24 protein-coding genes are annotated in these 22296 nt (G+C 42.3%); 12 read left to right on the top strand and 12 right to left on the bottom strand.

The annotated features are described in order from the left end of the window. Window positions 1-2 precede the first annotated feature (2 nt). On the bottom strand, window positions 3-563 hold the full coding sequence (locus ABDD95_RS06555; protein ID WP_345951106.1) for a sugar O-acetyltransferase: 561 nt from the start codon (window positions 561-563) through the stop codon (window positions 3-5). 431 nt (window positions 564-994) lie between these two features. Here ABDD95_RS06555 and ABDD95_RS06550 point away from each other — a divergent pair, with 431 nt between their 5' ends. After that, window positions 995-3424: a TonB-dependent receptor gene (locus ABDD95_RS06550; RefSeq protein WP_345951105.1), complete on the top strand. Its 2430-nt coding sequence runs from the start codon at window positions 995-997 to the stop codon at window positions 3422-3424. Window positions 3425-3588: 164 nt separating this feature from the next. Here the strand turns inward: ABDD95_RS06550 and ABDD95_RS06545 are convergent, their stop codons facing one another. Together ABDD95_RS06545 and ABDD95_RS06540 are read right to left on the bottom strand one after the other, a co-directional pair. Further along, window positions 3589-4269, bottom strand: a complete 681-nt coding sequence (locus ABDD95_RS06545) for a hypothetical protein (protein WP_345951104.1) — start codon at window positions 4267-4269, stop codon at window positions 3589-3591. Window positions 4270-4402: 133 nt separating this feature from the next. Beyond that, on the bottom strand, window positions 4403-5188 hold the full coding sequence (locus ABDD95_RS06540; RefSeq protein ID WP_345951103.1) for a hypothetical protein: 786 nt from the start codon (window positions 5186-5188) through the stop codon (window positions 4403-4405). Between the two features lie 413 nt (window positions 5189-5601). Here ABDD95_RS06540 and ABDD95_RS06535 point away from each other — a divergent pair, with 413 nt between their 5' ends. From ABDD95_RS06535 to ABDD95_RS06525, 3 genes are read left to right on the top strand one after another with little or no spacing between them, the layout of a single operon-like run. Then, window positions 5602-6534, top strand: a complete 933-nt coding sequence (locus tag ABDD95_RS06535) for a hypothetical protein (protein WP_345951102.1) — start codon at window positions 5602-5604, stop codon at window positions 6532-6534. 37 nt (window positions 6535-6571) lie between these two features. Then, window positions 6572-7171 carry a hypothetical protein gene (locus ABDD95_RS06530; RefSeq protein WP_345951101.1) on the top strand — a complete coding sequence of 200 codons (600 nt, stop codon included), beginning with the start codon at window positions 6572-6574 and terminating at the stop codon, window positions 7169-7171. Window positions 7172-7196: 25 nt separating this feature from the next. Beyond that, the gene (locus ABDD95_RS06525; protein WP_345951100.1) at window positions 7197-7637 is read left to right on the top strand and encodes a hypothetical protein; all 441 of its coding nucleotides are present in this window, start codon (window positions 7197-7199) and stop codon (window positions 7635-7637) included. A 108-nt stretch (window positions 7638-7745) separates the two neighbouring features. Here ABDD95_RS06525 and ABDD95_RS06520 read toward each other — a convergent pair whose 3' ends face one another. Continuing rightward, on the bottom strand, window positions 7746-8228 hold the full coding sequence (locus ABDD95_RS06520; protein WP_345951099.1) for a hypothetical protein: 483 nt from the start codon (window positions 8226-8228) through the stop codon (window positions 7746-7748). Between the two features lie 449 nt (window positions 8229-8677). On the opposite strand from ABDD95_RS06520, the gene ABDD95_RS06515 reads away from it, so the two are divergent. Continuing rightward, window positions 8678-9442, top strand: a complete 765-nt coding sequence (locus ABDD95_RS06515; protein ID WP_345951098.1) for an SDR family oxidoreductase — start codon at window positions 8678-8680, stop codon at window positions 9440-9442. Window positions 9443-9513: 71 nt separating this feature from the next. Beyond that, entirely contained in the window at window positions 9514-10377 is an 864-nt protein-coding gene (locus tag ABDD95_RS06510) for a helix-turn-helix transcriptional regulator (RefSeq protein WP_345951097.1), read from the top strand. Between the two features lie 418 nt (window positions 10378-10795). Here ABDD95_RS06510 and ABDD95_RS06505 read toward each other — a convergent pair whose 3' ends face one another. The 4 genes from ABDD95_RS06505 to ABDD95_RS06490 form a co-directional block, all read right to left on the bottom strand. Next, a complete protein-coding gene (locus tag ABDD95_RS06505) occupies window positions 10796-11095 on the bottom strand; it encodes a hypothetical protein (protein WP_345951096.1) in 300 nt (99 codons plus the stop codon). Between the two features lie 236 nt (window positions 11096-11331). Beyond that, on the bottom strand, window positions 11332-11730 hold the full coding sequence (locus tag ABDD95_RS06500; RefSeq protein ID WP_345951095.1) for a hypothetical protein: 399 nt from the start codon (window positions 11728-11730) through the stop codon (window positions 11332-11334). Between the two features lie 150 nt (window positions 11731-11880). Then, complete coding sequence (locus ABDD95_RS06495; RefSeq protein ID WP_345951094.1) at window positions 11881-12327, bottom strand: SDR family NAD(P)-dependent oxidoreductase; 447 nt, start codon at window positions 12325-12327, stop codon at window positions 11881-11883. Between the two features lie 40 nt (window positions 12328-12367). Then, window positions 12368-13123 (bottom strand): glucose 1-dehydrogenase, encoded by a 756-nt coding sequence (locus ABDD95_RS06490; protein WP_345951093.1) that lies wholly within the window; start codon window positions 13121-13123, stop codon window positions 12368-12370. A gap of 100 nt (window positions 13124-13223) precedes the next feature. Between ABDD95_RS06490 and ABDD95_RS06485 the strand changes: the two genes are divergently transcribed. Further along, window positions 13224-13580 (top strand): helix-turn-helix domain-containing protein, encoded by a 357-nt coding sequence (locus ABDD95_RS06485; protein WP_345951092.1) that lies wholly within the window; start codon window positions 13224-13226, stop codon window positions 13578-13580. A gap of 127 nt (window positions 13581-13707) precedes the next feature. Here the strand turns inward: ABDD95_RS06485 and ABDD95_RS06480 are convergent, their stop codons facing one another. Then, window positions 13708-14169 (bottom strand): GNAT family N-acetyltransferase, encoded by a 462-nt coding sequence (locus ABDD95_RS06480; RefSeq protein ID WP_345951091.1) that lies wholly within the window; start codon window positions 14167-14169, stop codon window positions 13708-13710. 317 nt (window positions 14170-14486) lie between these two features. Between ABDD95_RS06480 and ABDD95_RS06475 the strand changes: the two genes are divergently transcribed. After that, on the top strand, window positions 14487-15059 hold the full coding sequence (locus ABDD95_RS06475; RefSeq protein ID WP_345951090.1) for a dihydrofolate reductase family protein: 573 nt from the start codon (window positions 14487-14489) through the stop codon (window positions 15057-15059). Between the two features lie 46 nt (window positions 15060-15105). Here the strand turns inward: ABDD95_RS06475 and ABDD95_RS06470 are convergent, their stop codons facing one another. Both ABDD95_RS06470 and ABDD95_RS06465 read right to left on the bottom strand, forming a co-directional pair. Then, the gene (locus ABDD95_RS06470; protein WP_345951089.1) at window positions 15106-15867 is read right to left on the bottom strand and encodes a GDSL-type esterase/lipase family protein; all 762 of its coding nucleotides are present in this window, start codon (window positions 15865-15867) and stop codon (window positions 15106-15108) included. 75 nt (window positions 15868-15942) lie between these two features. Continuing rightward, window positions 15943-17148, bottom strand: coding sequence for a proline dehydrogenase family protein (locus ABDD95_RS06465; RefSeq protein ID WP_345951088.1), 1206 nt, complete (start codon window positions 17146-17148; stop codon window positions 15943-15945). Between the two features lie 67 nt (window positions 17149-17215). Between ABDD95_RS06465 and ABDD95_RS06460 the strand changes: the two genes are divergently transcribed. After that, complete coding sequence (locus ABDD95_RS06460; RefSeq protein ID WP_345951087.1) at window positions 17216-17422, top strand: RNA-binding S4 domain-containing protein; 207 nt, start codon at window positions 17216-17218, stop codon at window positions 17420-17422. Window positions 17423-17426: 4 nt separating this feature from the next. Further along, window positions 17427-18494, top strand: a complete 1068-nt coding sequence (gene aroB, locus ABDD95_RS06455) for a 3-dehydroquinate synthase (protein ID WP_345951086.1) — start codon at window positions 17427-17429, stop codon at window positions 18492-18494. Between the two features lie 65 nt (window positions 18495-18559). Here the strand turns inward: aroB and ABDD95_RS06450 are convergent, their stop codons facing one another. Further along, window positions 18560-19414 carry an oxidoreductase gene (locus ABDD95_RS06450; RefSeq protein ID WP_345951085.1) on the bottom strand — a complete coding sequence of 285 codons (855 nt, stop codon included), beginning with the start codon at window positions 19412-19414 and terminating at the stop codon, window positions 18560-18562. Between the two features lie 738 nt (window positions 19415-20152). Here ABDD95_RS06450 and ABDD95_RS06445 point away from each other — a divergent pair. Continuing rightward, window positions 20153-21001: a prephenate dehydratase gene (locus ABDD95_RS06445; protein ID WP_345951084.1), complete on the top strand. Its 849-nt coding sequence runs from the start codon at window positions 20153-20155 to the stop codon at window positions 20999-21001. A 106-nt stretch (window positions 21002-21107) separates the two neighbouring features. Continuing rightward, on the top strand, window positions 21108-22235 hold the full coding sequence (locus tag ABDD95_RS06440) for a chorismate mutase (protein WP_345951083.1): 1128 nt from the start codon (window positions 21108-21110) through the stop codon (window positions 22233-22235). Window positions 22236-22296: the final 61 nt, after the last annotated feature.

Below are 22296 nucleotides of genomic sequence, written 5' to 3'. Positions count from 1 at the left end.
ATCTAGCTCTTGGTGGCTTTAATTACTGCGCAGGGGGATCCAACTGCCACACTATTTGCAGGTATGCTTTTGGTAACAACGCTACCTGCTCCTATCGTACATCCATCCCCAATGCTAACTCCTGGAAGTATTACACAATTGCCTCCTATCCAAACGTCATTTCCTATATTAACCGGACTGGCAGAACCAATATGCTTATTGCGTTCTATGGGATCTATTGGGTGGCGTGCTGTATATATCTGCACATTCGGCGCAATAAAAACGTTATTGCCGATGGTAACTGGAGCGCAATCCAGCAACACGAAATTGAAGTTGATAAAGACATTACTGCCTATAGTTGTATTGATTCCATAGTCAATCCTGATAGCCTTTTCGATATGAACATTGTCTCCTACACTACCAAAAATTTTTCGTTGTAAAGCTTCTTTTAAATCCTTATCACGTGGACCAGTATTATTAAATTCATCTACGAGCTCTCTTGTTTGATATCTTATTTCAACCAACTCAGGATCATTGATATGATAGGGTTGCCCAACCAACATTTTTTCTCTTTCAGTACTCATGTTTGTATTTTTAATAAACCTCGCCACCTCACCCACCTGCAATCGGATGAATTGTATAACAGCTTATAAAGATAAGAACTGTACTACGATTATTTGAATTCGTTAGAAAAAGCGCAATGATCAATTCTTCAATATAGCCCATGAATGACCGTTTGTCTTATAGACTTTTAAGAGGTTAATATATCCCAGATAGGTGTTATGGTTGTGGGCAGCTACTTTCCAACCTGTTGCCTACCTTTAATAAATTCACTACTTAATATAAGGTGCCTATGAATTGATTACAAATTGGCCCACTCCGGGGTAGGCACAAAAGACAGTTTGCCTGCACGGCTTAGCCGTAATCATAGGTGTCATCTAAAGGCGGCTAATAAAACCCTGTTCTGCTCCAGCATTTTTATTACTTTGCAGTAGAACAAACTTAAACAATGCTTATGCCGCTACAGCGATACCTGATATTCATGCTATTGCTTACCAGCCTGTCGCTGCCCGGCCAATTATTGGCACAGCAAAAAAGCCACCAGGTGGAGGGCGTGGTGGTTAGTAATACTACGCCGGTTCCTTTCGCTACGGTAGCCTTATTAACAGTTGGCGGGCTAACCAGGATTCAAACACTGACTGACAGCACCGGACAGTTTAAACTGCCGCCGTATAACATTAACGGCAGTTATGTGCTCAAAGTAAGCTGCGTTGGCTTTATAACCTGGCAAAGCACACCTTTTAGGCTTAGAGATACCTTATTCAGCAGCATTAGTTTACAAGCATCGGCCAAAACGTTGAAAGATGTGGTAATACAAGGAAAAAAGAACCCTATTGAACTGGACGGTAGCACTTTGGTTTACAACGTAAGCGGCACCATTGCTGGGCAGGGCGTTACAGCTTTAGAGGCCTTGAAGAAAGCGCCCGGGGTATTTGTAGAGAATGAAAGCAATATCACACTTAACGGCAAAGCAGGTGTGCTGATCATGATCGACGGTAAACAAACGTATTTATCTGGAAAAGAGCTAACCGACCTGCTGAAAGCCATGCCTTCCAGCAGTATCAAATCAATTGAAATTATGAATAACCCATCAGCCAAATATGAAGCCTCTGGCACGGCTGGTATCATCAATATCAAAACCAACCGCATTTTGGCTAAAGGTTTTAATGGCTCAGTAACTACAGGCGTTGCTTATGGTATTACGGCTAAACAAAATGAAGACATCAGCCTTAATTATCGCACTGGTAAGCTTAATGTTTATGGCAGCTACAGCCATTTTTTAGGCAACTATACCTACCTATACGGTACCGACCGCCTGCAAAGTGGCAAAAATTATAACAGCGACACCTATGATGTAGACAAGCGACAAAAAATGTCGGGCCGCGTGGGTGCCGATTATGTGATTAACCGAAAGAATACTATAGGGTTGCTGGTAAGCGGAAACTTTATTTTTGGCGGCGGTTTAACCGATACCAAAACGCTCATCAGCACACCGCCGGCATCCGGTATCGATCAAACACTCGATGCCTATAATGATTATTATGGGCAGCACACCGAACGCTATAATTTTAACCTGAACTATAAATACGAGGACACTGCTGGTCATACTTTTAATGTAGACGCCGATTACGGCTCGTTTAATAAGTGGAACGGCAATCTGCAATCCAATGTTTACCGTGATGCTCAAGCATTGCTGCAAAGCCAAAACCTGTATCGCACGCTGAATGATATTGATATTAACCTGCGGGGAATCAAAGTGGACTACACCACTAACCTGTTTAGCGGGCAACTGGAATCGGGTCTAAAATACTCATCGGTGGCTTCGGGTAACGATGCAAGATTTTACCATGTGCTGGCCTTTGATAGTTTGGATTACCGCCGGTCGAACGATTTTAAATATACCGAGCAGATTAGCGCCGGTTATGTGAGCTATAAAAAAACCATGGCGAAATGGCAGGTACAAGCCGGATTGAGACTGGAAAACACAGCCTCGTCCGGTAACCTACGTTATCAAACCCTCACCGCCGATTCGCTTACAATCATTCATCGCAACTATACCAGTTTATTCCCGGCGGTTAGTATTACCTTAAAACCAGCTAAGCTACACAGCATTGCCCTGTCATACGCCAAACGTATTGAACGGCCGGCCTATCAGGATTTAAATCCATTTGTGTATTTACTGGACGAGCTTTCTTTTTGGCAGGGTAACCCGTTTTTAAAACCTCAACTGGTTCACCGCCTAGGGCTGTTGTATGCCTACGAAAGTTCCACCATCGTTGGCCTAAACTTTTCATACACCAATCAGTTCAGCGCCAACGTGACCGATACGCTGCAGCAAAATAAAATTGTAATGGTGAGCCGCAATCTGGGCACGCAAACCAATTGGTCTGCATCATTGACGCAGCTGTTTGCGCTTACTAACAAATGGGACATCACCTTTAACGGCTTATTATACTATATTAAAAACGATATTGCTTTTGATCAGTACCGCACCTTAAACCTAAAACAACTGGCCTACCGGATGAGTTTGCAGCAAACTATAAAACTTCCGTTCGATTTAACCGGCGAAATTATCTCCACATTCAATTCGCGCCGCTTAACGGGGGCTAATAACTTTGTACAGGCCACCAGCCAGTTGGATTTGGGTTTGCAGCGCCTACTATTCAATAAAAAAGCAACGATCAGATTAGCCGTAAATGATATCTATAAGGGCAATCAATCCCGCTTCACCCAAAGCTTTCCAGGGTATTATGCAACCAACTACGGATATTACGAATCGCGACAGGTGCGGTTAAACTTCACCTACCGGTTTACGGGGGGCAACGCAAAAGGTCCGCGCGCCCGAAACTCGGCACTTGATGCAGAGACTGGAAGGATTAAATAGTAATACAACGCATAGCCGAGTATGCTTACTTACAAGTAAACTCAAATGAGTAGCAAAAATCATTACGAATTTCAGATATCGCTTGTGGATATTAAGATAAATCTAAAGGTAGCTGTAAATCAAAGCAAATAAATCAATATCATGCATCTGAAGTATAGCCGAATTTACTTTTTATACCAGTCTAATGAATCAAATGAGATCCAATCTTTAGCATATTTGGCAGATCTGTCTAAAACGGTTAACTCGGCTTCGAAATCCTTCCCTGAACCCAGCTCGCCAAAAAAATAAGTTAGCCTATTCTTTTTGTTTTCCCAAACCCGGTAAGCTTGTTTTTGCTCTTTGCCACGTTCTATTGGGTCTCCGTTCAGGTCCAGTGCTACCTCTCCTTTATCCAGACCAATTTTTTCAAACTGTGGTTTCCCCATTTTCTCAAGCTCCTTCAGTAAAGCGTCAGCTTGTTGCTGTGTGTAAAGCGCAACCACGTAAAAAGCCAGCGCCTTTGTCTGATCATCATAATGGAATAAGACGTGGTTTTTGTTAGTGCCGTTCGCTCCAGACAAATCTTTGCCTCCAAACCGCAGTACATTAGCGTTGCTGCTTTTTAAAACCTCGTAACCTAATAACGTCTGCTCAACATCTGAGACCGGCTCGGGTTTAACTTTACGGGCTGCTATCAGACCCGGCGCATTCTTTTCTTTCAGTGTAAGTGTGGCCAGATCGAAAGGTCCGGTATTTGATACCGACGCCGCAGCGTTTGTAGAATCGGCTTTGGCATTATCTTTACGCCCCGATGTGCAAGACAGTACAGTTAAACTAAGTAACAGGTTTACAAAAAGGTATTTCATCAATATTATGGGTTAATATAAATAACTACTGAACGCACCTATCAAGCCCCGTTTAAAATACAAGTATATACACAAGCTTTAGCTCGAATATACAATTCAAAGTAACCAGGCAAAGCTATCATTGTTTAACTGATCAGCGTTTTTCAACACGCAGAACCGGGCCTGTAACGATATTCTGCGGATTACTGACTTCCATCGAAAAGCGTCCCTTAGCTTGGCGAAGCAAACCGATGGCGGTAAATGTGTCACCCAACGGCGACTCGACCCTATAATCAATCTGCAAGTATTTCTTATGGTCCTTTATTGCGCGTGTTTTTGCGCTTCCAACTATTGTAACATATAACAAAGGCATAGAACTGTCTTCACCCATTGACATTGTTAATGTATTATTCCGCTCCTCAAAATCACACAGGTTGCCTGAGATCATTACGAATTGCCCTAGGTGCTTTGGTAATTTTGATTTTGTAATATATTCTATATCTAAGGGTGCTATAAGCATTTGGTTTCCGTAATCCTGATAAGTCCGTTCTTTCAATGCCTTTGCCGAATAGTTAATCTTTATATTTTCAATAGCATGTATTAACCAGCGGTTGTTTGATTTTGCTAATTTGGCCCGTTGTCTGATCTTTGTACCGTCTTTAAGCATTACGCTATATAAAACTGTAGCAATATCATCTTTAAATTGCGCCGTAAGTTCCCCGAAATTCCATTTCTGGCCGTTGTAAAGTGCATATTTATCTTGTTCAATAATGGATATTTCCTTTATAACCTCAGGGGCAGCCATAGTATCGGCACTTGTATACTGTCCGTTTCGCAGCTCATTCAAAAATTGCCCAGTTAATCTTTTTGGCCCTGGTGTACAACCGCTGGCAAACGCCAGCAGTATCAATAAACGTATAACCCACAGTAGTTTTTTCATTTTATAATTTATCGGGTTTGCCTAAATAGCCAATGGAATAACGTTAAACCAAGAACCCCATTATTTTGTATCGTCTTGTACCTTTTCTGAACTGGGTTTATGGTCGCCCTTGCAGTGGCCTTGTTTGCATTTGCAGCAAATGTCTTATCGCCATACCGGGAGTGTATAGCTACTTTACTGGCCAAAAGACTGCAAGGTCCGGTTTTGGTAAGTTTCCATAAATAGCCTCTTTATAAAAAAACATGTTACAAGTTTGCACATGAACGCTGGTGGTTTATAACACCGCTACCAAGATTAAGACAATTAACTCTATCGCATAAAGAGCATTTAACTTCATAAGCCAATATTATTTATTTGTCACTTTACATATTTCAAAACGTTTGCCGGGGTTTGATGTTTGCATTTTATTGCCGATGGAACACACGCTTACCGTGCAGGAAGTGCTTGAGCAGGGACGAAAACAACTTCTCCTGCCACGTATATTATTGCTATTTGGAGCTTTAATCTTTATAGCGCCACTTACTTTGCTTGCCCTGATCGTTGCTAATTATACCAATGGTTCCGGGCAGCCATTACTAATTATGGCAGGCGTTATCCTATTTACTTTTTTCCTCTTTATTTATTTGCCCTTTCGCTATTGGAGCAGAAAAATGATTTCATGGAACTTATGGGCGTTTGCGCACTGCAGTGATGTGCATCAATTACGTAAGGACGCTAAACTTGCCGGCCTCTACCTGGATAATGACACACTTATTGGCCGGATGCTTCCAATCACACCGGCAGACCGTGCGATATGGAAGGAACTAAATGAGCGCTTTGCCCAGCCGGTTCAATTTGTTGACGACCCTGGCGTACCGGCTAAAACCACAATCGGGATCTCTTGGCGGCACTGGCTATTCAACTTTGCTTTTCAATTGTTGGGTATGGGCTTAGCAACGATTGTGCTGATATATGCACCAAAAGATGTAAGCTTATTAGCTCGTATTCTGGCTGGCGGATTGTTACTTGCGCTGGCTTATACTATGATTACGCTTATTCGGGATATGCTGATTAAACGGCCTGAATTGATTCTTGACGATGAAGGTATACAAACTGTTCAGTCGGGTTTTCATTCCTGGAAAGATATCAAAAATGAAAGGATCGTTGAACGTTCGCTTGGCAAAGGTGCCCGGTCAGATTTCTTATGTTATGATCATAGCAGCGGAAGTGAGGACCTTAAACTCACCTTATACGCCATAGGCCGTATAGAGCTAGAACGCTTGCTATATGTCTACCGTCGTCGTTATGACAGCCATCTAACGGCTATTGATAACAATACCGATCAAATGCGAACGGCAAAAAAATGAGCATTCATATCATTGATACGATTTAAAAGTTTTAACCATGAGCTTAACTATATTCAGAACACTATTTTTTTGCCTCGTACCATTAGGTGTGTTCATACTTATTAAAGCTATCCGCATGCTTAAAGATATATTCAATGGAGAAGTCATTGCAGAAAAGCCGTTTACCGAAAAAGAGATCCACTTTGAAGTCAAAAAAAAGGGGGTGTATGCTGTTTGGCAGAAAGGACGGTTATTTCGGCGTACTCCGGTTGATAGGTTTGCTTTAAAGCTATTTAGTGTGCCATCCGGTGAGCCTGTTCCAATAGACGCATCTGTTTTTCGTCCTCATTCAAGTAGTTTGGATACGGCGCGCATAGAGATGAACCGGTTCTTCGCTGAACCTGGTCACTATCGTCTGCAAATTGTGGAAGGATCGAGCGTATCTTTGTTCGAGCGCTTGCTTTTTGAATTATTTCCTGGTAAGCCCGTTGACTATAGCCAGTATTTTTTACAGGTGAGAGAAAGCAGGTCGGCTTATTACATGGTCGCTGCCATACCGTTATTCATACTTTGCGCTTTCTGTATTATGGGTGGTTTCGTTGCCGGGTTTATGGCACCTTATATCTTAACAGATTTGGGTATTCCGTTTAATCCATAAGCATATATTAAACAATATCTACAATATGCACGCATCAGATGAGGTGATTATCAAATTTTCTAAGTTAAAAATACTTTGGTTTATGGCCATGGCATTAGTATTCGTCGGCGGCATAGTTTCATTGCTTCAGGGTGGCAGTGTCATCAAATATATTATGTCCATAGTAAGCATAACAGTTGGTGCTACACTCGCCTATCAGGAATACTGGAACATATTGAACTTGAATAAGCCTCAGCTTGTTATCAGCACCAAGGGCATTACCACTCACGACGGAGAATTTTATGAGTGGCAGTACATCTCCAATGAAAAGTTGGTGCCGCTCGGTTCGGTTAAACCAACATGGTTTCTGTGGTTTGAAACGCCCGGCAGAAACCGTAAATTCCATTTAGACGGCTTGGACAAACGGCCTGAGCAAATATTGGCATTGATCAAAGATTTCCGCAAGACCTCAGAGAGGCATCGTTAAAACTGTGAGATTACAAAATCATCATTGGTAAACTACCAAAATTAAAAGATAAATGCGGCCACGCTCAGCGCCCTTTTAAGCGATTGTAATGCATTGCTTCACAAGCAATCAGGTAAATAAAAAGGCAGACGCAGCAATCAGAACAAAAATCACAAAAGATATGACCACATCTTTGCTGACAAACCAAAACGCTTTCTCTGTGGCGGTGGATGTTTGCAGCTTACTCTTTAAAAGTTCAACCTGCACCTCGTTCAATGCTGCTTCTGTCTTCATCAACTTCACGTTCGGGAACTTTCGCCCGTCCTGTGAGGTAACCGGGTAAATAATGTAAAGCCATCCGGGTGTTTGGAGATAGATCAAAGAGATGTTATTGGTGATTTTCTTAAATTCATAATGCACCACATTTATAGACTCATCATCAATCATAACACCGTTGAACCAAGTAAGCTTTTTACGCGCCCAAAAAAAATATAAAAATGTAGCCAGGATGATTACTGGTCCGGCCATAAAGGCGGTCGAACTGTGACCAAAGTAATCATTTATGGCATGAGCCTGCTCTGCCAGCTTTGGGAAACCGCTATACTCTGCCATTTGACAAAGAAAAACTAAGCTAAACAACCAAAAAATCATGCAGAATATCAGAAACGCGGCGCGCACGTTGCCACACTTTAAATTCACACTGGGCTCACTGTCGCCGGCAATAACTGTGGATTGGCTGTATGGCATAAGAATGAAACGAAGTTTCGCGATCAAGGTTTTATAACTACGCCACCAACAGATTGGAATATCCTTTTTAAGAAGAGAAACGCCAAATATAAGTTGGTTTACGTTTAATGTAGTAAACGCGCTGTAGGCCATGTGTTGCAGGCTGCAAAGTGAGTAAAACCAGTTGAATAAGCAATTTTTCGCAATAGACACCTTCATTCGGGGCATTGAAGAATGCACAGGAATCAGTATTAAAAACGACTACAACAACCTATAGTTCGGCTACAAAAGTATACTAGGATGTGCTGAACTTTGTGTTATTAAAAGTATAAAGTATGTCAACAAAAAACAAAATTGCAATTGTAACCGGTGGTAGCCGTGGTTTGGGCAGAGATATGGTGATCCAGTTAGCGAAAAATGGAAACAACATCATCTTCACCTATCGCAACAACAAGGCAGAAGCGGATAAAGTGGTACAAGAAGTATTATCCATGGGCCAGAAAGCTATTGCTTACCAACTGGATGTGAGTGACACCAAAACCTTCGACGCTTTTGTAGCACAGGTTAGTCAGCATTTACAAGAACACGAGGGGTCACCTAACTTCGATTTTTTAATTAACAATGCCGGAGCCGGCGTATATGGTTCGGTGACGGAGACTACCGAAGAAGCATTTGACGCCATGATGAATGTTCATTTTAAAGGAGTTTATTTTCTGACTCAAAAACTTTTGCCCATCTTAAATGACGGCGGAGGGATTATTAATATTTCCTCAGGGCTAACAAGAATAGCTTTTCCGAATGTTTCGGCCTATGCAAGCATGAAAGGCGCAATTGAAACTTACACCAAATGTTTGGCCAAAGAGCTTGGACCAAGGCAAATTAAAGCCAACGTGGTTGCACCCGGCGCAATCGCTACTGATTTTGGCGGAGGATCAAATAAATCTGATGAAAACAAAAGAAACATGATAGCTTCGGTTACCGCGTTGGGACGTGTGGGCGTACCCGAAGACATTGGTGGTGTAGTTGCTTTTCTTTGTACCCCTGAAGCCGGCTGGATGAACGGCCAAAGGATTGAACTCTCCGGTGGAATGATGATATAACATTATTTGTAAATTTGAATATGAGTCAACATCAGGTACACAGGGTAAGATCGATTGCTGAATTTCACAAAATGAAAGGCTTGCCTTCACCTCAGCACCCCTTAATCAGCTTGTTTGATTATGGAACCTTCAACTGCTCAGAAGAAATCCATCATAAGAACTTTGTATTTGATTTTTATCATATCTCCATCAAGCGCAGCATTGGTGCAACATTCAAGTATGGGCAAAACCATTACGATTTTGATGATGGAGTGATGTTTTTTATTGCCCCTAACCAGGTTTTTGGTATTGAAACCATCGAAGAACTGGCATCTACTAAAAGCGGCTGGATTTTAATGATCCATCCTGATTTTTTATGGAACACGCCCCTGGCAAAAAGCATTAACCATTATGAGTTCTTTGATTACGCCGTAAATGAGGCGTTGTTTCTTTCTGAAAAGGAAGAGGCAACGCTTAATGCTATTGTTAAAAATATTGAACAGGAGTATAATGCCAATTTAGATAAGTTCAGTCAAAATATCATCGTTTCTCAAATCGAAACCCTGCTTAACTACTCCGACCGCTTTTATCAAAGGCAATTTTTAACCCGAAAAGCTAACGATCATAAAATTTTAGAGAAATTAGAAAAAATTATTGACGATCATTTCAACAATGAAAACACCACCGGTTTGCCGACTGTACAGCATATTGCTGATTCTTTGAATATATCGCCCATGTACTTAAGCAGCTTACTTAAATCACTTACGGGGTTAACCACGCAACAGCATATTCACGAAAAACTAATAGAAAAAGCAAAAGAGAAGCTATCAACTACTGAATTATCTGTTTCGGAAATTGCTTTTCAACTGGGGTTTGAGCACAGTCAGAGCTTTTCCAAATTGTTCAAGATCAAAACCAGTGTATCGCCTTTAGCGTTTAGAAGCTCATTTAATTAGCACTACTTTTAATGTTTTGATGTAGTAAAGGATAGTATATTACCGGAATACTATCCGGCTGTAAATATGAATCCTTTCCTTCTTGCCCTTAAAGCAAGCAACCTCACGGTAGAGATTCATCACCACGCTGCGTACCAGGGGGTATTGCCTGCCCTCTTTCCTGATCTGAAAAAAAACGGTTAACCTCAGCTTTTCTCAAGCTATCACTTCTCAAAAACTTAAAAAGGGCTAAAAGCACATGTTAATACATTCCAATCCTCCACTAAACACACCATGCCATTTTACAACAAAATGTTAGATCAGATTAATGACCGGTACGGCCGGGCCAGATGGTTTATAGACGCTTATGAAAGATACAAGGAGCTGCAACTGCGTAATTAACTCCTCAGCCCATGCTTTATAACCAAGATTGAAGATGTTATCCGTGTAGAGATTGAGTAGCGAGAGCTTTCTTGGTAAAAATGGTTTGTTCGTTGCGCGCGATCTTTCCTTTCATGTTCTCGAGTATATGCAATGCCATTTTAGACCTTGAATAAAAGTTCCACTCGAATAAATTGAAGGTATAAGAAAAAGGGATATTATGGTAAGTAGCACTGACCTTTAACATTTTGGCGGGCATCTGAATTGCCTGAAAGTGCATTTCGTCGAAGAATCCGTCAAAAGACTTTTGTATGAAGCCTTCTAGCGTATCCAGTGTCATCTCAACTTGTGTATTCATAAGATTTGGTTGTTAAAGTAAATATGCCCGCCCATAAGAACGGGCTTACTTACAATACCTTTAGTGCACATACCATAAAGCGAATTCTGCTTTTAGTCCACCACTTGCTGCTTGTACGGCTTAATTATTTAAAAGTTGCAAACCGCATGAAAAATAATTGAGTTGGATATAACGGCGCAAAAACGAAAAAAGCCGGCGCTTAGCCGGCTAGTAATTGCTAGTGTTACATTTTACAATTAACTAAAGTTAAATTTAACGCCTGCTAGCCCTTCAGTCAGTTGCCATAATCGCTTGGCACTAGCCTCCTCTAATGAATAGGATTTTACACCGTTGGAAATGGATGAATCGGTAGCTAAGGCAGCTACGTCAACATCCTCGAGGTACACACCGCCTGTTGAGCTAAGCAACGGGCTCGTAGCAGCCCAAACTGTTGTGGCAGCACCTTGCGGAACCGTTTTCAGCGATTCAATTACTTCAGGTACAGCATTGCCCTTGTCATCATAAAAGCCAAACTGCTGTAATATTTCCAATGGTGCCTCCCTGGTTAGTTCTGTTCCCCATATATTACCCGGATGTAAGGAATAAGCTCTTACTCCAAAAGGTTTGGCACGATTGTCCAGTTCGAGCGAGAACAAATTAACAGCTGTTTTTGAGTGACCATAAGCCTGCAGGGTATTATACTCGCGCTGCTCAAAATTTGGGTCATCAAAGTTAAACGGTGCAAAATGATGCCCCAGCGAAGAAACGTTAATTACTCTCGCGCCATCAGCTTGTTTTAGCGCTCTCTACAACAGGGCAGTAAGTTGAAAAACGGCCAGATAATTGACTGCAAGTTGCGATTCGATACCGCGTGAGTTGCGACGTAAGGGCACGAACATGATACCCGCGTTGTTGATGAGCAGATGTAACGGCCGACCCGATGCCAAAAACTTTTCGGCAAAAGTGTCAACAGAATCGGGGTTCATCAGGTCCAATTCCTCTATTTCAACGTTAGTAATCCCTTCGAGGTTTTTCCTGGCCTTTTGTACATCACGTGCCGGTACAATTACTGTTGCGCCTGCTTTGGAAAGTGTTTTTACCGTTTCTAAACCTATGCCTGTATTACCGCCGGTAACAATGGCAATTTTTCCGTTAAGATCTATTCCCTTAATTACGTCGGTAGTTGTTGATGTGGCGTTAAAGCCTGTACCTATGGGATGCTGTAACGCTCCGTTATAATTTTCTTTTGCCATTTTGATTATTTATAATGTGTAAGGCAGGTTTAAACTAAAATCAGAACCCGTAAATACCGCCTGATACAGAAATTTTTTCTCCGGTTATCCAGGCAGCTTCATCAGAAGCGAGGAATAAAGCAACTTTGGCAATGTCGTCGGGCTGGCCGATACGACCGAGCGGTGTATTGGCAATCAGCATCTTTTCAAGATCGCTACCCGTAATCCCTGTGCTATGCGTGCCTTCGATTTCTACTGAACCGGGTAAAATGGAGTTAACACGGATATTTTTGGCGCCCAGCTCTTTAGACAAGGCGATAGTAATAGCATCTAACGCAGCTTTAGTTGCTGCATAAACCGATCCGGTACTAATAGGCATTTTGCGTACTTCTGAGCTGATATTAATGATATTGCCACCATTATCACCAAATAACTTTACCGCTTCGCGGATAGCCAGCAAAGACCCCAACACGTTGATATTAAAATGCTGATGAAAAGAATCTGTGGTGAACTGCTCGATTGGACAAAATTGGTAAACACCTGCATTGTTTACTAAAATATTCAGCGTACCGTACGCATTTTTTGTTTCTTCAAACAGCCTGATCACGTCGGCTTCTTTAGATACATCGGCCTGTACCGCGATGGCCGTACCCCCGTTAGCAGTTATGGCTTCAGCTACTTTATCTGCCCCCTCTTTGCTCGAGCCATAATTTACCACAACCTTAGCACCTTCTGCTGCAAAATATGTTGCAATAGCGGCACCTATGCCTTTTGATGCACCTGTAACTATAGCTACTTTGTTTTTTAACTTATTCATATTGTTGTTACTATTTAGGTTGCAAAGCTACATCCACGAAATATATTTTAGTAACTTTGTATACAAAAGTAACAGTATCCTTGAGGTAACGAAGTAACCTATGGAGTGCAAAAAAGAATTTCAAACAGACCGCAAAAAAGAGATGATGGCGGTCCACGATGCTATGGACGTGTTAAACGGGAAATGGAAAATCTATATAATATCTTCCATCTGCCATTACAATAAGAGGCGATTTACAGATATTTTAAACGATGTGGTAGGCATTTCGAACAAAATGCTCAGTAAAGAACTAAAGGAGCTGGAACTTAATAAGTTAGTAGAACGAACCGTTTTGGACACGCACCCGGTAACGGTCCAGTATGAACTGACCAAACATGGTAAAACATTACAAACAATTATAAACAACCTGACTGATTGGGGAATAAGACACCGTCAGGAAGTAATCGGAAAAAGCTAAAGCCCGCTTATTTGCTTGATGCATACAAGGTTTCAAGATCGTTCTCAAACTTGTAACCTATTGCATTTAGCGGTGATTTGACTACGGCTTCTTTACTTTTAAGTGTTAGAATGGTCGAGTTGGCCGGCTACAACAACCGTAACATTTCTACATGGGGAATGCCGTCCTCATCGTAGTGTTCGCCCTGGGCTTGGAAGCCAAACTTCTCATAAAAAGGCACGGCATAAACCTGCGCGCCAATACGGATATGCCCTGTACCAAATAAACGCTGGCACTCTTCAATAGCATGGCGCATCAGTATAGCGCCCATGCCCGTTCCCCTAACCGAGCCACTGGTAATAATTCGGCCTATAGATACCTCGCGGTAAGACAATCCGGCTGGCACCAAACGGGCGTAGGCCACTAATAAACTGTCCTGCCAAAGCATCAGGTGATAGCATTGCTGGTCTTTATTGTCGGCATCCTGAAAAACACAGTTTTGTTCAACCACAAACACTTCATTACGTAGCCGCATGGCTGCGTACAGTTCTGTATTAGTAATTTCGTAAAACGATTTACAACGCTGAATATAGCTAATAGGGTTTGCCATTGATTATTTTGATGCAGATAGTATAAGCTAACTATTTCATTTAACACCGGATGCCTACAGAAATTAATCCTAAGCAACGGCATTTTAGATATAAAGCTCGTTCCCGCAAAGGTAATCTAATTGTGCACTTTGCGGTTCAGCGAATGTAGAAATGACTTTTTAATACACGTACAGTAAATTGAAACGGTTTTTAACAATTTATAGTTATACAACCACCTGTTACTACCTTGCCGCATTTAGCCCTCAATTTGTCGTTCTATCCCTTAAAAGGCTTACCGCCCTTGTGTATGTTTGTGTAACACAGTTAAACTTATGCTATGAGAAAATTAAAGCTACAGGTGCAAATGACGATAGATGGTTTTATAGCCGGACCAAATGGGGAAATGAACTGGATGACTCTACCCTGGACAGAAGATCTTAACAAATATGTAGGCGAGATTACGGCAACTGTTGATACTATTGTTTTGGGCAGAAAACTTGCCGAAGGCTTTATCCCCTATTGGGCTTCTGTTGCCGAAAACTTAGACGCGGCCGACTTTATTGCTGGTCAAAAGTTCACTAATACACCCAAAGTTGTTTTTACAAAAACACTCCAGCAATCAACCTGGAACAATACCGTTTTGGCAAAAGGCAACCTTGCCCAGGAAATCAACCAACTAAAAGAGCAAGACGGTAATGATATTATCGCTTACGGTGGTGCAACGTTTGTATCATCGCTTATTAAAGAGGGGTTGATTGATGAGTTTAACTTATTAATTGACCCGACCGCGATTGGAAGTGGCATGGCTATTTTCAAAGATTTGGATAGCCAACAAAGCTTGAACCTGGTAGGTTCCACAGCATTTGAGTGCGGGATTGTAGCTTTCCAATACGAGTTAAAGCGCAGCTAAGTACGGCATTGACTACCTAAACGTTTTCAACGTGATGAAAGCTAATCTATTTTAAAGATCTTAAAATAGATTTGGCCCAAAATTCGCCTAAAGCTTTATCTCCTTTTTGATTGGGATGCAGGTAATAAACACCCGAGGGGCCTTTCTGCTCTTTAAAATCGGTAAGGTAGTTTTCCCTGAAATATTGATAAGCCTTTTTATCACCCAGAAATACACGTTGCGGTCTGGCCTTTTTGTACAGGTTGGTAAGCGTATCAATTTGCTTTTGGTAAAGTAACACCCGCTCCTGCCCCGCCTTCAGGTAAGAGGAATGACCATTAGCCGTACTATCGCTATACCATATCGGATAGTTGATAATAACCCTGCAATACGGATAACGGGCCATAAGGCTATCGGTGATAGTTTTAAGATTAGCACGATAGTTTGCGGGTGTAAGGGGTGCACCCAAAGGCCCTTTTATGGCGCTATCATTAGTACCCAACATAATGGAAAAAATTAGCGTTGCATTTGTATTTGCCTGAATGGTATCTGCAGCAAGCTTAACCTTTTCATAAGTGCTGCTACCTGGTAAAAAGTTAACGGTGGTGTAGCCACTTATACCCGCGTTTGCCACTTTTACTTTACCTATGCCCCGTTGTTGTTGCAAGTACTCGCCCGCAAATCGGGGTGGCGACTGCACGCGTGGCACAGAACCAACCGTAATACTGTCTCCAATAAACACAACACTCAGGTTTTGCTCATCTTTAATAATGAACGAACAAACCACAACAAAAACGAGCAAAACTGCCCATTGAAAGCTCCGATGCATGCTATGCAATTTTTGGTAGAAGATGAACTGGTGAAGTTAAGCGTTTTGCCTGACACATTTTTGCTTTAGGCTTAATTACATACCCCTGCGCTTTTTTTCTTTGATAATCAATCCCAACTCGCGGCTCATTTGGCCGGCAATAGCCGTGTTTTCCTGCGCTCGGCGAAACAGGTACGGCATTACTGCTTTCACTGGTCCGTAGGGTACATATTTTACCACATTGTAGCCCGCATTGGCCAGGTTAAAGCTCAGGTTGTCGCTCATGCCGAGCAATTGCGAAAAGTATACATGCGGATGGTTATGCGGTATATGCAGCTGGTTCAGTAAATCGGCTAGCAGACGGCAGCTATCTTCGTTATGCGTACCGGCTACCAGCGCAATGCGATCAATATGCTCAATGCAAAAACGCAAAGCGTCGTTATAATCGCGGTCGGCAGAAAGCTTATCGGGCTGTATGGGCGATGGATAACCCATTTCTGCGGCGCGGCGGCGTTCCTTTTCCATATAGGCGCCACGCACAATTTTAACGCCCAGCATAAACTCTTCAGTACGGGCTATATCAAAATCAGTTTTTAATGAGGCTAGCTTATCGTGCCGGTAAATTTGATAGGTATTAAATATAATGGCTTTATCGCGGTTATACCGGCGCATCACATTCAGCGTCAGTTTATCAATCGTCTTTTGTATCCAGGTTTCCTCTGCATCAATCATAACCGGTATGCCGGCCTGATGCGCTTTTTGGCAAATGGCCTGTACCCTGTTCTGCACTTTTTGCCATTCCTCTTCCTCCGCCTGCGTTAAAGCGGTACCAGCATCCAATTTCTCGAGCAGGCCAAAACGCCCTACGCCGGTTACTTTAAAAACAGTTATGGGAATGGCCGGGTCGCCGGTGGCACGTTCAATAGTACGAATAATTTCGTCGCGCGTATGATCAAACACTTTTTCATCTTCCTCACCCTCAACAGAGTAATCGAGAATAGTGCCTACCCCCCCTGAGTATAGGTTTTTTATGGTGTCATTGCATTCTGCAATGGTTTCGCCGCCGCAAAATTGTTTAAATATAGTAGCCTTAATAATGCCTTTAATAGGCAGGCCAATGTTCATGGCAAAATTGGTCATGCCTGGGCCAATCTTCACTAAAAAGTTGTTGTTTATAGCGGTAAACAGCCAATAAGCACGTTTTAAATCGGCGTTGGAGGCATGCTTAAAAGCAATTTCTGTATTCTCAAAGGATAAGTTACCCCTTTCGGGCTGTGGCACATCGGTAGGTTCAGCAAACATCGCGCAAAATTAGAAAATCAATCTATATAACTCATTTTATGCGGTAATAGTTTATTTTTGCAATATCATGATTGAATTTAAACTAAACGGCGACTTTATCCCTCTAATACAATTATTAAAGGCCACCGGTTTAGTATATACCGGCGGCGAAGCACAAATTGTGGTAACTGAAGGTGAAGTGAAATATAACGGCCAGGTTGATTACCGCAAGCGTCTTAAAGTAAAAAAAGGCGATGTAGTAGAATTCCGGTCGAAAAAGATTGTGGTGATTTAATTTTATGGATACGATTGATAGCATTGACTACCCTGTATATTTTGAGGATACGCTAACCCAACTGGTTAATTTTATTGAACAAGGCAATTACTCCCGTTTTTTTATTTTAACTGATGAACATACCGGCCAGCATTGTTTACCATTGCTGCAAAGCCGCTTAGAGCATTTAAATAACAATTATGATGTAATTGAGGTAAATGCCGGTGAAGAAAGCAAGAATATTGATTTTTGCGCAGGCATTTGGAAAATGCTGATTGATTTTGGCGCCGACCGCCATAGCCTTATGATAAACCTGGGAGGTGGTGTAATTGGCGATATGGGTGGTTTTGCCGCGTCAACCTACAAACGCGGGATAGATTTTGTGCAAATGCCCACTACCCTGCTTTCGCAGGTTGACGCGTCTGTTGGCGGCAAAACAGGTATCGACTTTGATAACCTCAAAAATATTATAGGCACTTTCACGTCGCCTAAAGCGGTTTTTATAGAGCATGCCTTTTTAAAGACGCTTCCCGAACGCCAGGTTTTGTCTGGCTATGCCGAAATGCTGAAACATGGCCTGATACAGGATGCCGCTTACTGGAATGAGTTGAAAGGCCTGGGCAGCCCCTTAAGCTTGCCATCGGCCCAGTTGGTTTATCAATCGGTAGCCATAAAAAACAAAGTCGTAGTTTCCGATCCATTTGAAAAAGGTTTTCGCAAATGCCTCAACTTTGGCCATACCGTTGGGCATGCGGTTGAAACGTACTCGCTGCAAAACGATGATAACCACTTAACGCATGGCGAGGCCGTAGCATTGGGTATGATATGTGAAGCTTGGCTATCACACAAAAAAGCGGGCTTAAGTTTGGAAGAACTTAATGATATAAGCAGCGTTTTAAAAGCGTTATACCCTAAATACGTGTTAGAGGATTCGTGCCATACGGTTCTGTACGCATTAATGAAAACCGACAAGAAAAACCAAAATGGCTTAATTAACTGTACCCTGATCAATAGAATTGGAGAGTGCAGCATAGACCATATATGTACTGAAGAAGAGCTGTGCGATAGCTTAAGCTATTACAATAAGCTGTAAAAAACATAAAAGGGGGCTATCGCTTAAAAGCAATAGCCCCCTCTAATTCAATCTACACGGAATACTTATCTTTCAGATTCCGGAAAATCTGCACTCAGCGTAAGGTCTTTCAACGATTCGAAGTTCGTTTTCAACTGGTCAATCTTTTCCATTGCTAAATTGTAAGCAGGCTCGCCTAACAGTAAACGCAACTGGTGCTGCTCCGCTTCTACCGCTTTAATAATGGCCTCGCAGCCTCTAACCGGGTCGCCCTGCTGCTTGCCGCTTCCGTTTTGGCTGGCTTCCATGCGTTTGCCTACCGCATCGGCATAATCTGCTATCTGAACCGGCGTACGCGAGGTTGAACGACCGGCCCAATCAGTGCGGAATGGTCCGGGCTCAACCAGTAGTACTTTAATTCCCAATGAGGCAACTTCCTGCGATAAAGATTCAGACAAGCCTTCTACTGCAAACTTGGTTGCATGATAATAACCCGTTGCGGTAAATGCCCTTAAGCCGCCAATAGACGAAAAGTTAATAATATGCCCCGCTTTACGGCTGCGCATACCGGGCAACACAGCCTGTATCATACTCACTAATCCAAAAAAATTGGTTTCAAACTGTGCCCTTATCTTTTCTTCTTCGCCCTCTTCAATACTACTGAAGTAACCGTAGCCGGCGTTGTTCACCAACACATCTATCTTACCAAAGGTTTCTTCGGCTTTGGCCACAGCCAACGCGATCTGGCCTTTATCGTTTACATCCAACGGTAGTACCAGTGCCGAATTTTCGAAACCATTGGCCAGATCCTTGACTTGGTCAATATTGCGGGCTGTTATTACCGCATTCCATCCGCGGTCTAATATCAGTTTGGCCAGTTCTCTGCCAAAGCCGGTAGAGCAACCTGTAATAAACCAAACCGGGTTATTGTTATTTATCATGAGTTAATATTTTGTTCTTTCTATAAAAGGTTGCACCGCATCATTGTTTTAAACAAACTATCATTTGAGTGTAAAGCATTGCAGCAATAGATAACTCGCAAATCATGAATCTGACTGCGCAAAGTATCATAGCAGCCTATATGATAAGTACCATCATCGGATATCACTGTTTAACCTGGCTTGAATACTTCACACGCTTATCAGTTACGGGTAGTGTGTTCCGGTTAGCGGCCAGCTTTTTAGTTTAACTACTGTACTATCCTTTTTCAGAAACAGGTGTTTTACAAATTATTATTATACTAAAGAACAGCCGGTAAAAGCGTTAAAACGCTTGTTTACCAGCCTCATGAAGTGTTTGCTTAATCGGCGAGAATGTGTCTCCATTACATTTAACGCACTTATAAGGTTGTTCTTTACAATAGTCCCATAATGATAGAACGCTTATTTTTCTCTTTTTATCACCAACTTGGCACTCCCTATCCCCTCAACAAGTGCTACCACAAACCCAACAAAATTTGGTTTAAATAATTTTTTTAAAATTTTCTCTTGACAGTTCGTTTTTATCTTGTACATTTACCGTCAACAACACAACAATGAAGTTAAACAACGCATTCGGTTTTGGTTTCTATTACTTTTACTTTAGCAGTAAGAGCCGGGACTGATATGCTTTAACAAAGACATATAAACAAACAGAAAGTCCCGGCCCAACAGCCGGGACTTTCTGCATTTAACAGGGTTATGGAAAGTAAAACGCCACGAGTGGCCATACAAGGTATCCGCGCATCGTTTCATGAAGAAGCGGCCTTTAAGTATTTTGGCACCAACATACAAACGGTGGAGTGCAACTCATTTAAACAAACATTTGAGGCACTCAAAAATAAACAGGCCGATTATGTGGTGATGGCTATTGAAAACAATATAGCCGGCAGTATACTGCCCAACTACTCGTTGCTCATGAGTTATAACTTCCCTATTGTGGGCGAGGTATATTTACCTATACAGCTGCATTTTTTAACGCTACCTGGCGTTAAGTTTGAGGATATTAAAACGGTTATTTCACACCCCATTGCCCTGCGCCAATGTGTTGATTTTATGGATGAGTACCCGCATATTAAAGTGGTGGAGAGCAGTGACACCGCGGCCTGCGCTAAACGGGTACACGATGAAAAATTAACCGATACCGCCGCTATTGCCAATAGCTTAGCAGCCAAGATCTATGATTTAGAGGTTAAGGAACGCCGCATAGAAAGCAATAAAAAGAACTTTACCCGCTTCCTGATTTTTACCAGCCACGAAAACGCAAGAAAAGTACCAGCTAACAAAGCCTCGCTATGTTTCCAGGTGAGCAACGAGGTAGGCGCATTGGCTAAGGTGCTGAATGTACTGGCTGAGCAGGAAATTAACATGAGCAAAATCCAGAGCATGCCGGTGCTGGGCAAGCGTAACGAATACAACTTTTACGTAGACATAGAGTGGAATGAAAACACTCAATATGACCAAGCCATACGCCAAATACTGAAGTACACGCAAAACTTTAACATTTTGGGCGAGTATGAGCGGTACGTGGAGGAGGTTTTGAGCCCCTAACACCGTGTGCTTACATACAAATTAACACTAAACAACAACACATAATTTATAAAATACAAACTCCCGGACTTAACGTCTTGCTAACTTCCGGACTAAAAAAACGCATATGAAACTCGATTTAAAAATACAGCCGCTTAGCTCTTGGATTACCGCTAAAAAAGAGCCTTTGTTAATTGCCGGTCCTTGCAGTGCCGAAACTGAAGAACAATTGGTAGCAACCGCACACCTGCTGGCAAACACCGGCAAGGTAACTGCCTTGCGTGCCGGTATTTGGAAACCACGTACCCGCCCCGGCGAGTTTGAAGGTATTGGCAGCATTGGTTTGGAATGGTTAAAACGCGCCAAAGCCGAAACCGGCCTGCCCACAGCTGTTGAAGTAGCCACCGCAAAACACGTAGAAGAAGCGCTTAAAGCCGGCGTTGATATTTTATGGGTAGGCGCCCGCTCAACCGCCAACCCCTTTACCGTGCAGGAAATTGCCGACGCCTTGAAAGGAGTTGATATTCCGGTAATGATTAAAAACCCTGTAAATCCCGACTTATCTTTATGGATTGGGGCTTTGGAGCGTATTAATAACGCTGGTATTACCAAACTGGCGGCTATTCATCGCGGCTTTTCATCTTACGAAAAAACAGCTTTCCGTAACGAGCCAATGTGGGATCTGGCTATTAATCTTAAAACTCACGCACCGGAGTTGCCTATCATCTGCGATCCGAGCCACATTTCTGGCAACCGCGAGCTGATTCCTTACGTGTCGCAAAAAGCTTTAGATATGGATATGCAGGGGCTTATGATCGAATCACATATCGACCCATCGGTAGCCTGGACAGATGCTAAACAGCAAGTAACCCCTGCCGCTTTAGTGGATCTGATTGACCGCCTGGCGCTTCGTAAGCCAGAGGTAGTAAATAATGATCTGAAAGACAAACTGGCCGACCTACGTAATGGCATCGATAAACTGGATGACCTGGTAATTGCCAAACTTGCCGAGCGCATGAAAATTGTGGAACAAATAGGCAACTACAAAAAAGAAAACGGCATCACCATTTTACAAGTTAACCGCTGGGACGAGATACTGCAAAAACGCACTAATTATGCTAAAGCCTTAAATCTGAGCCCGGAGTTTACCGAGAAATTACTCGAACTTATTCATGGCGAGTCTATCCGCAAGCAAACTGAGATTATGAACAAGGGCCAAGGCAACGCACCGGTTCAGGAACAATTGACGCACTAATTAGCTGTTCATCAAAAAACTTGTCATTCCGAACGTATAAAAGAAATCTTTTAGAGGCAAT

The sequence above is a fragment of the Mucilaginibacter sp. PAMB04274 genome (genome assembly GCF_039634385.2).
Lineage (GTDB): Bacteria > Bacteroidota > Bacteroidia > Sphingobacteriales > Sphingobacteriaceae > Mucilaginibacter.
The sequence above is the reverse complement of the archived record's forward strand: the minus strand, read 5'-3'. Positions and strand labels throughout refer to the sequence as shown.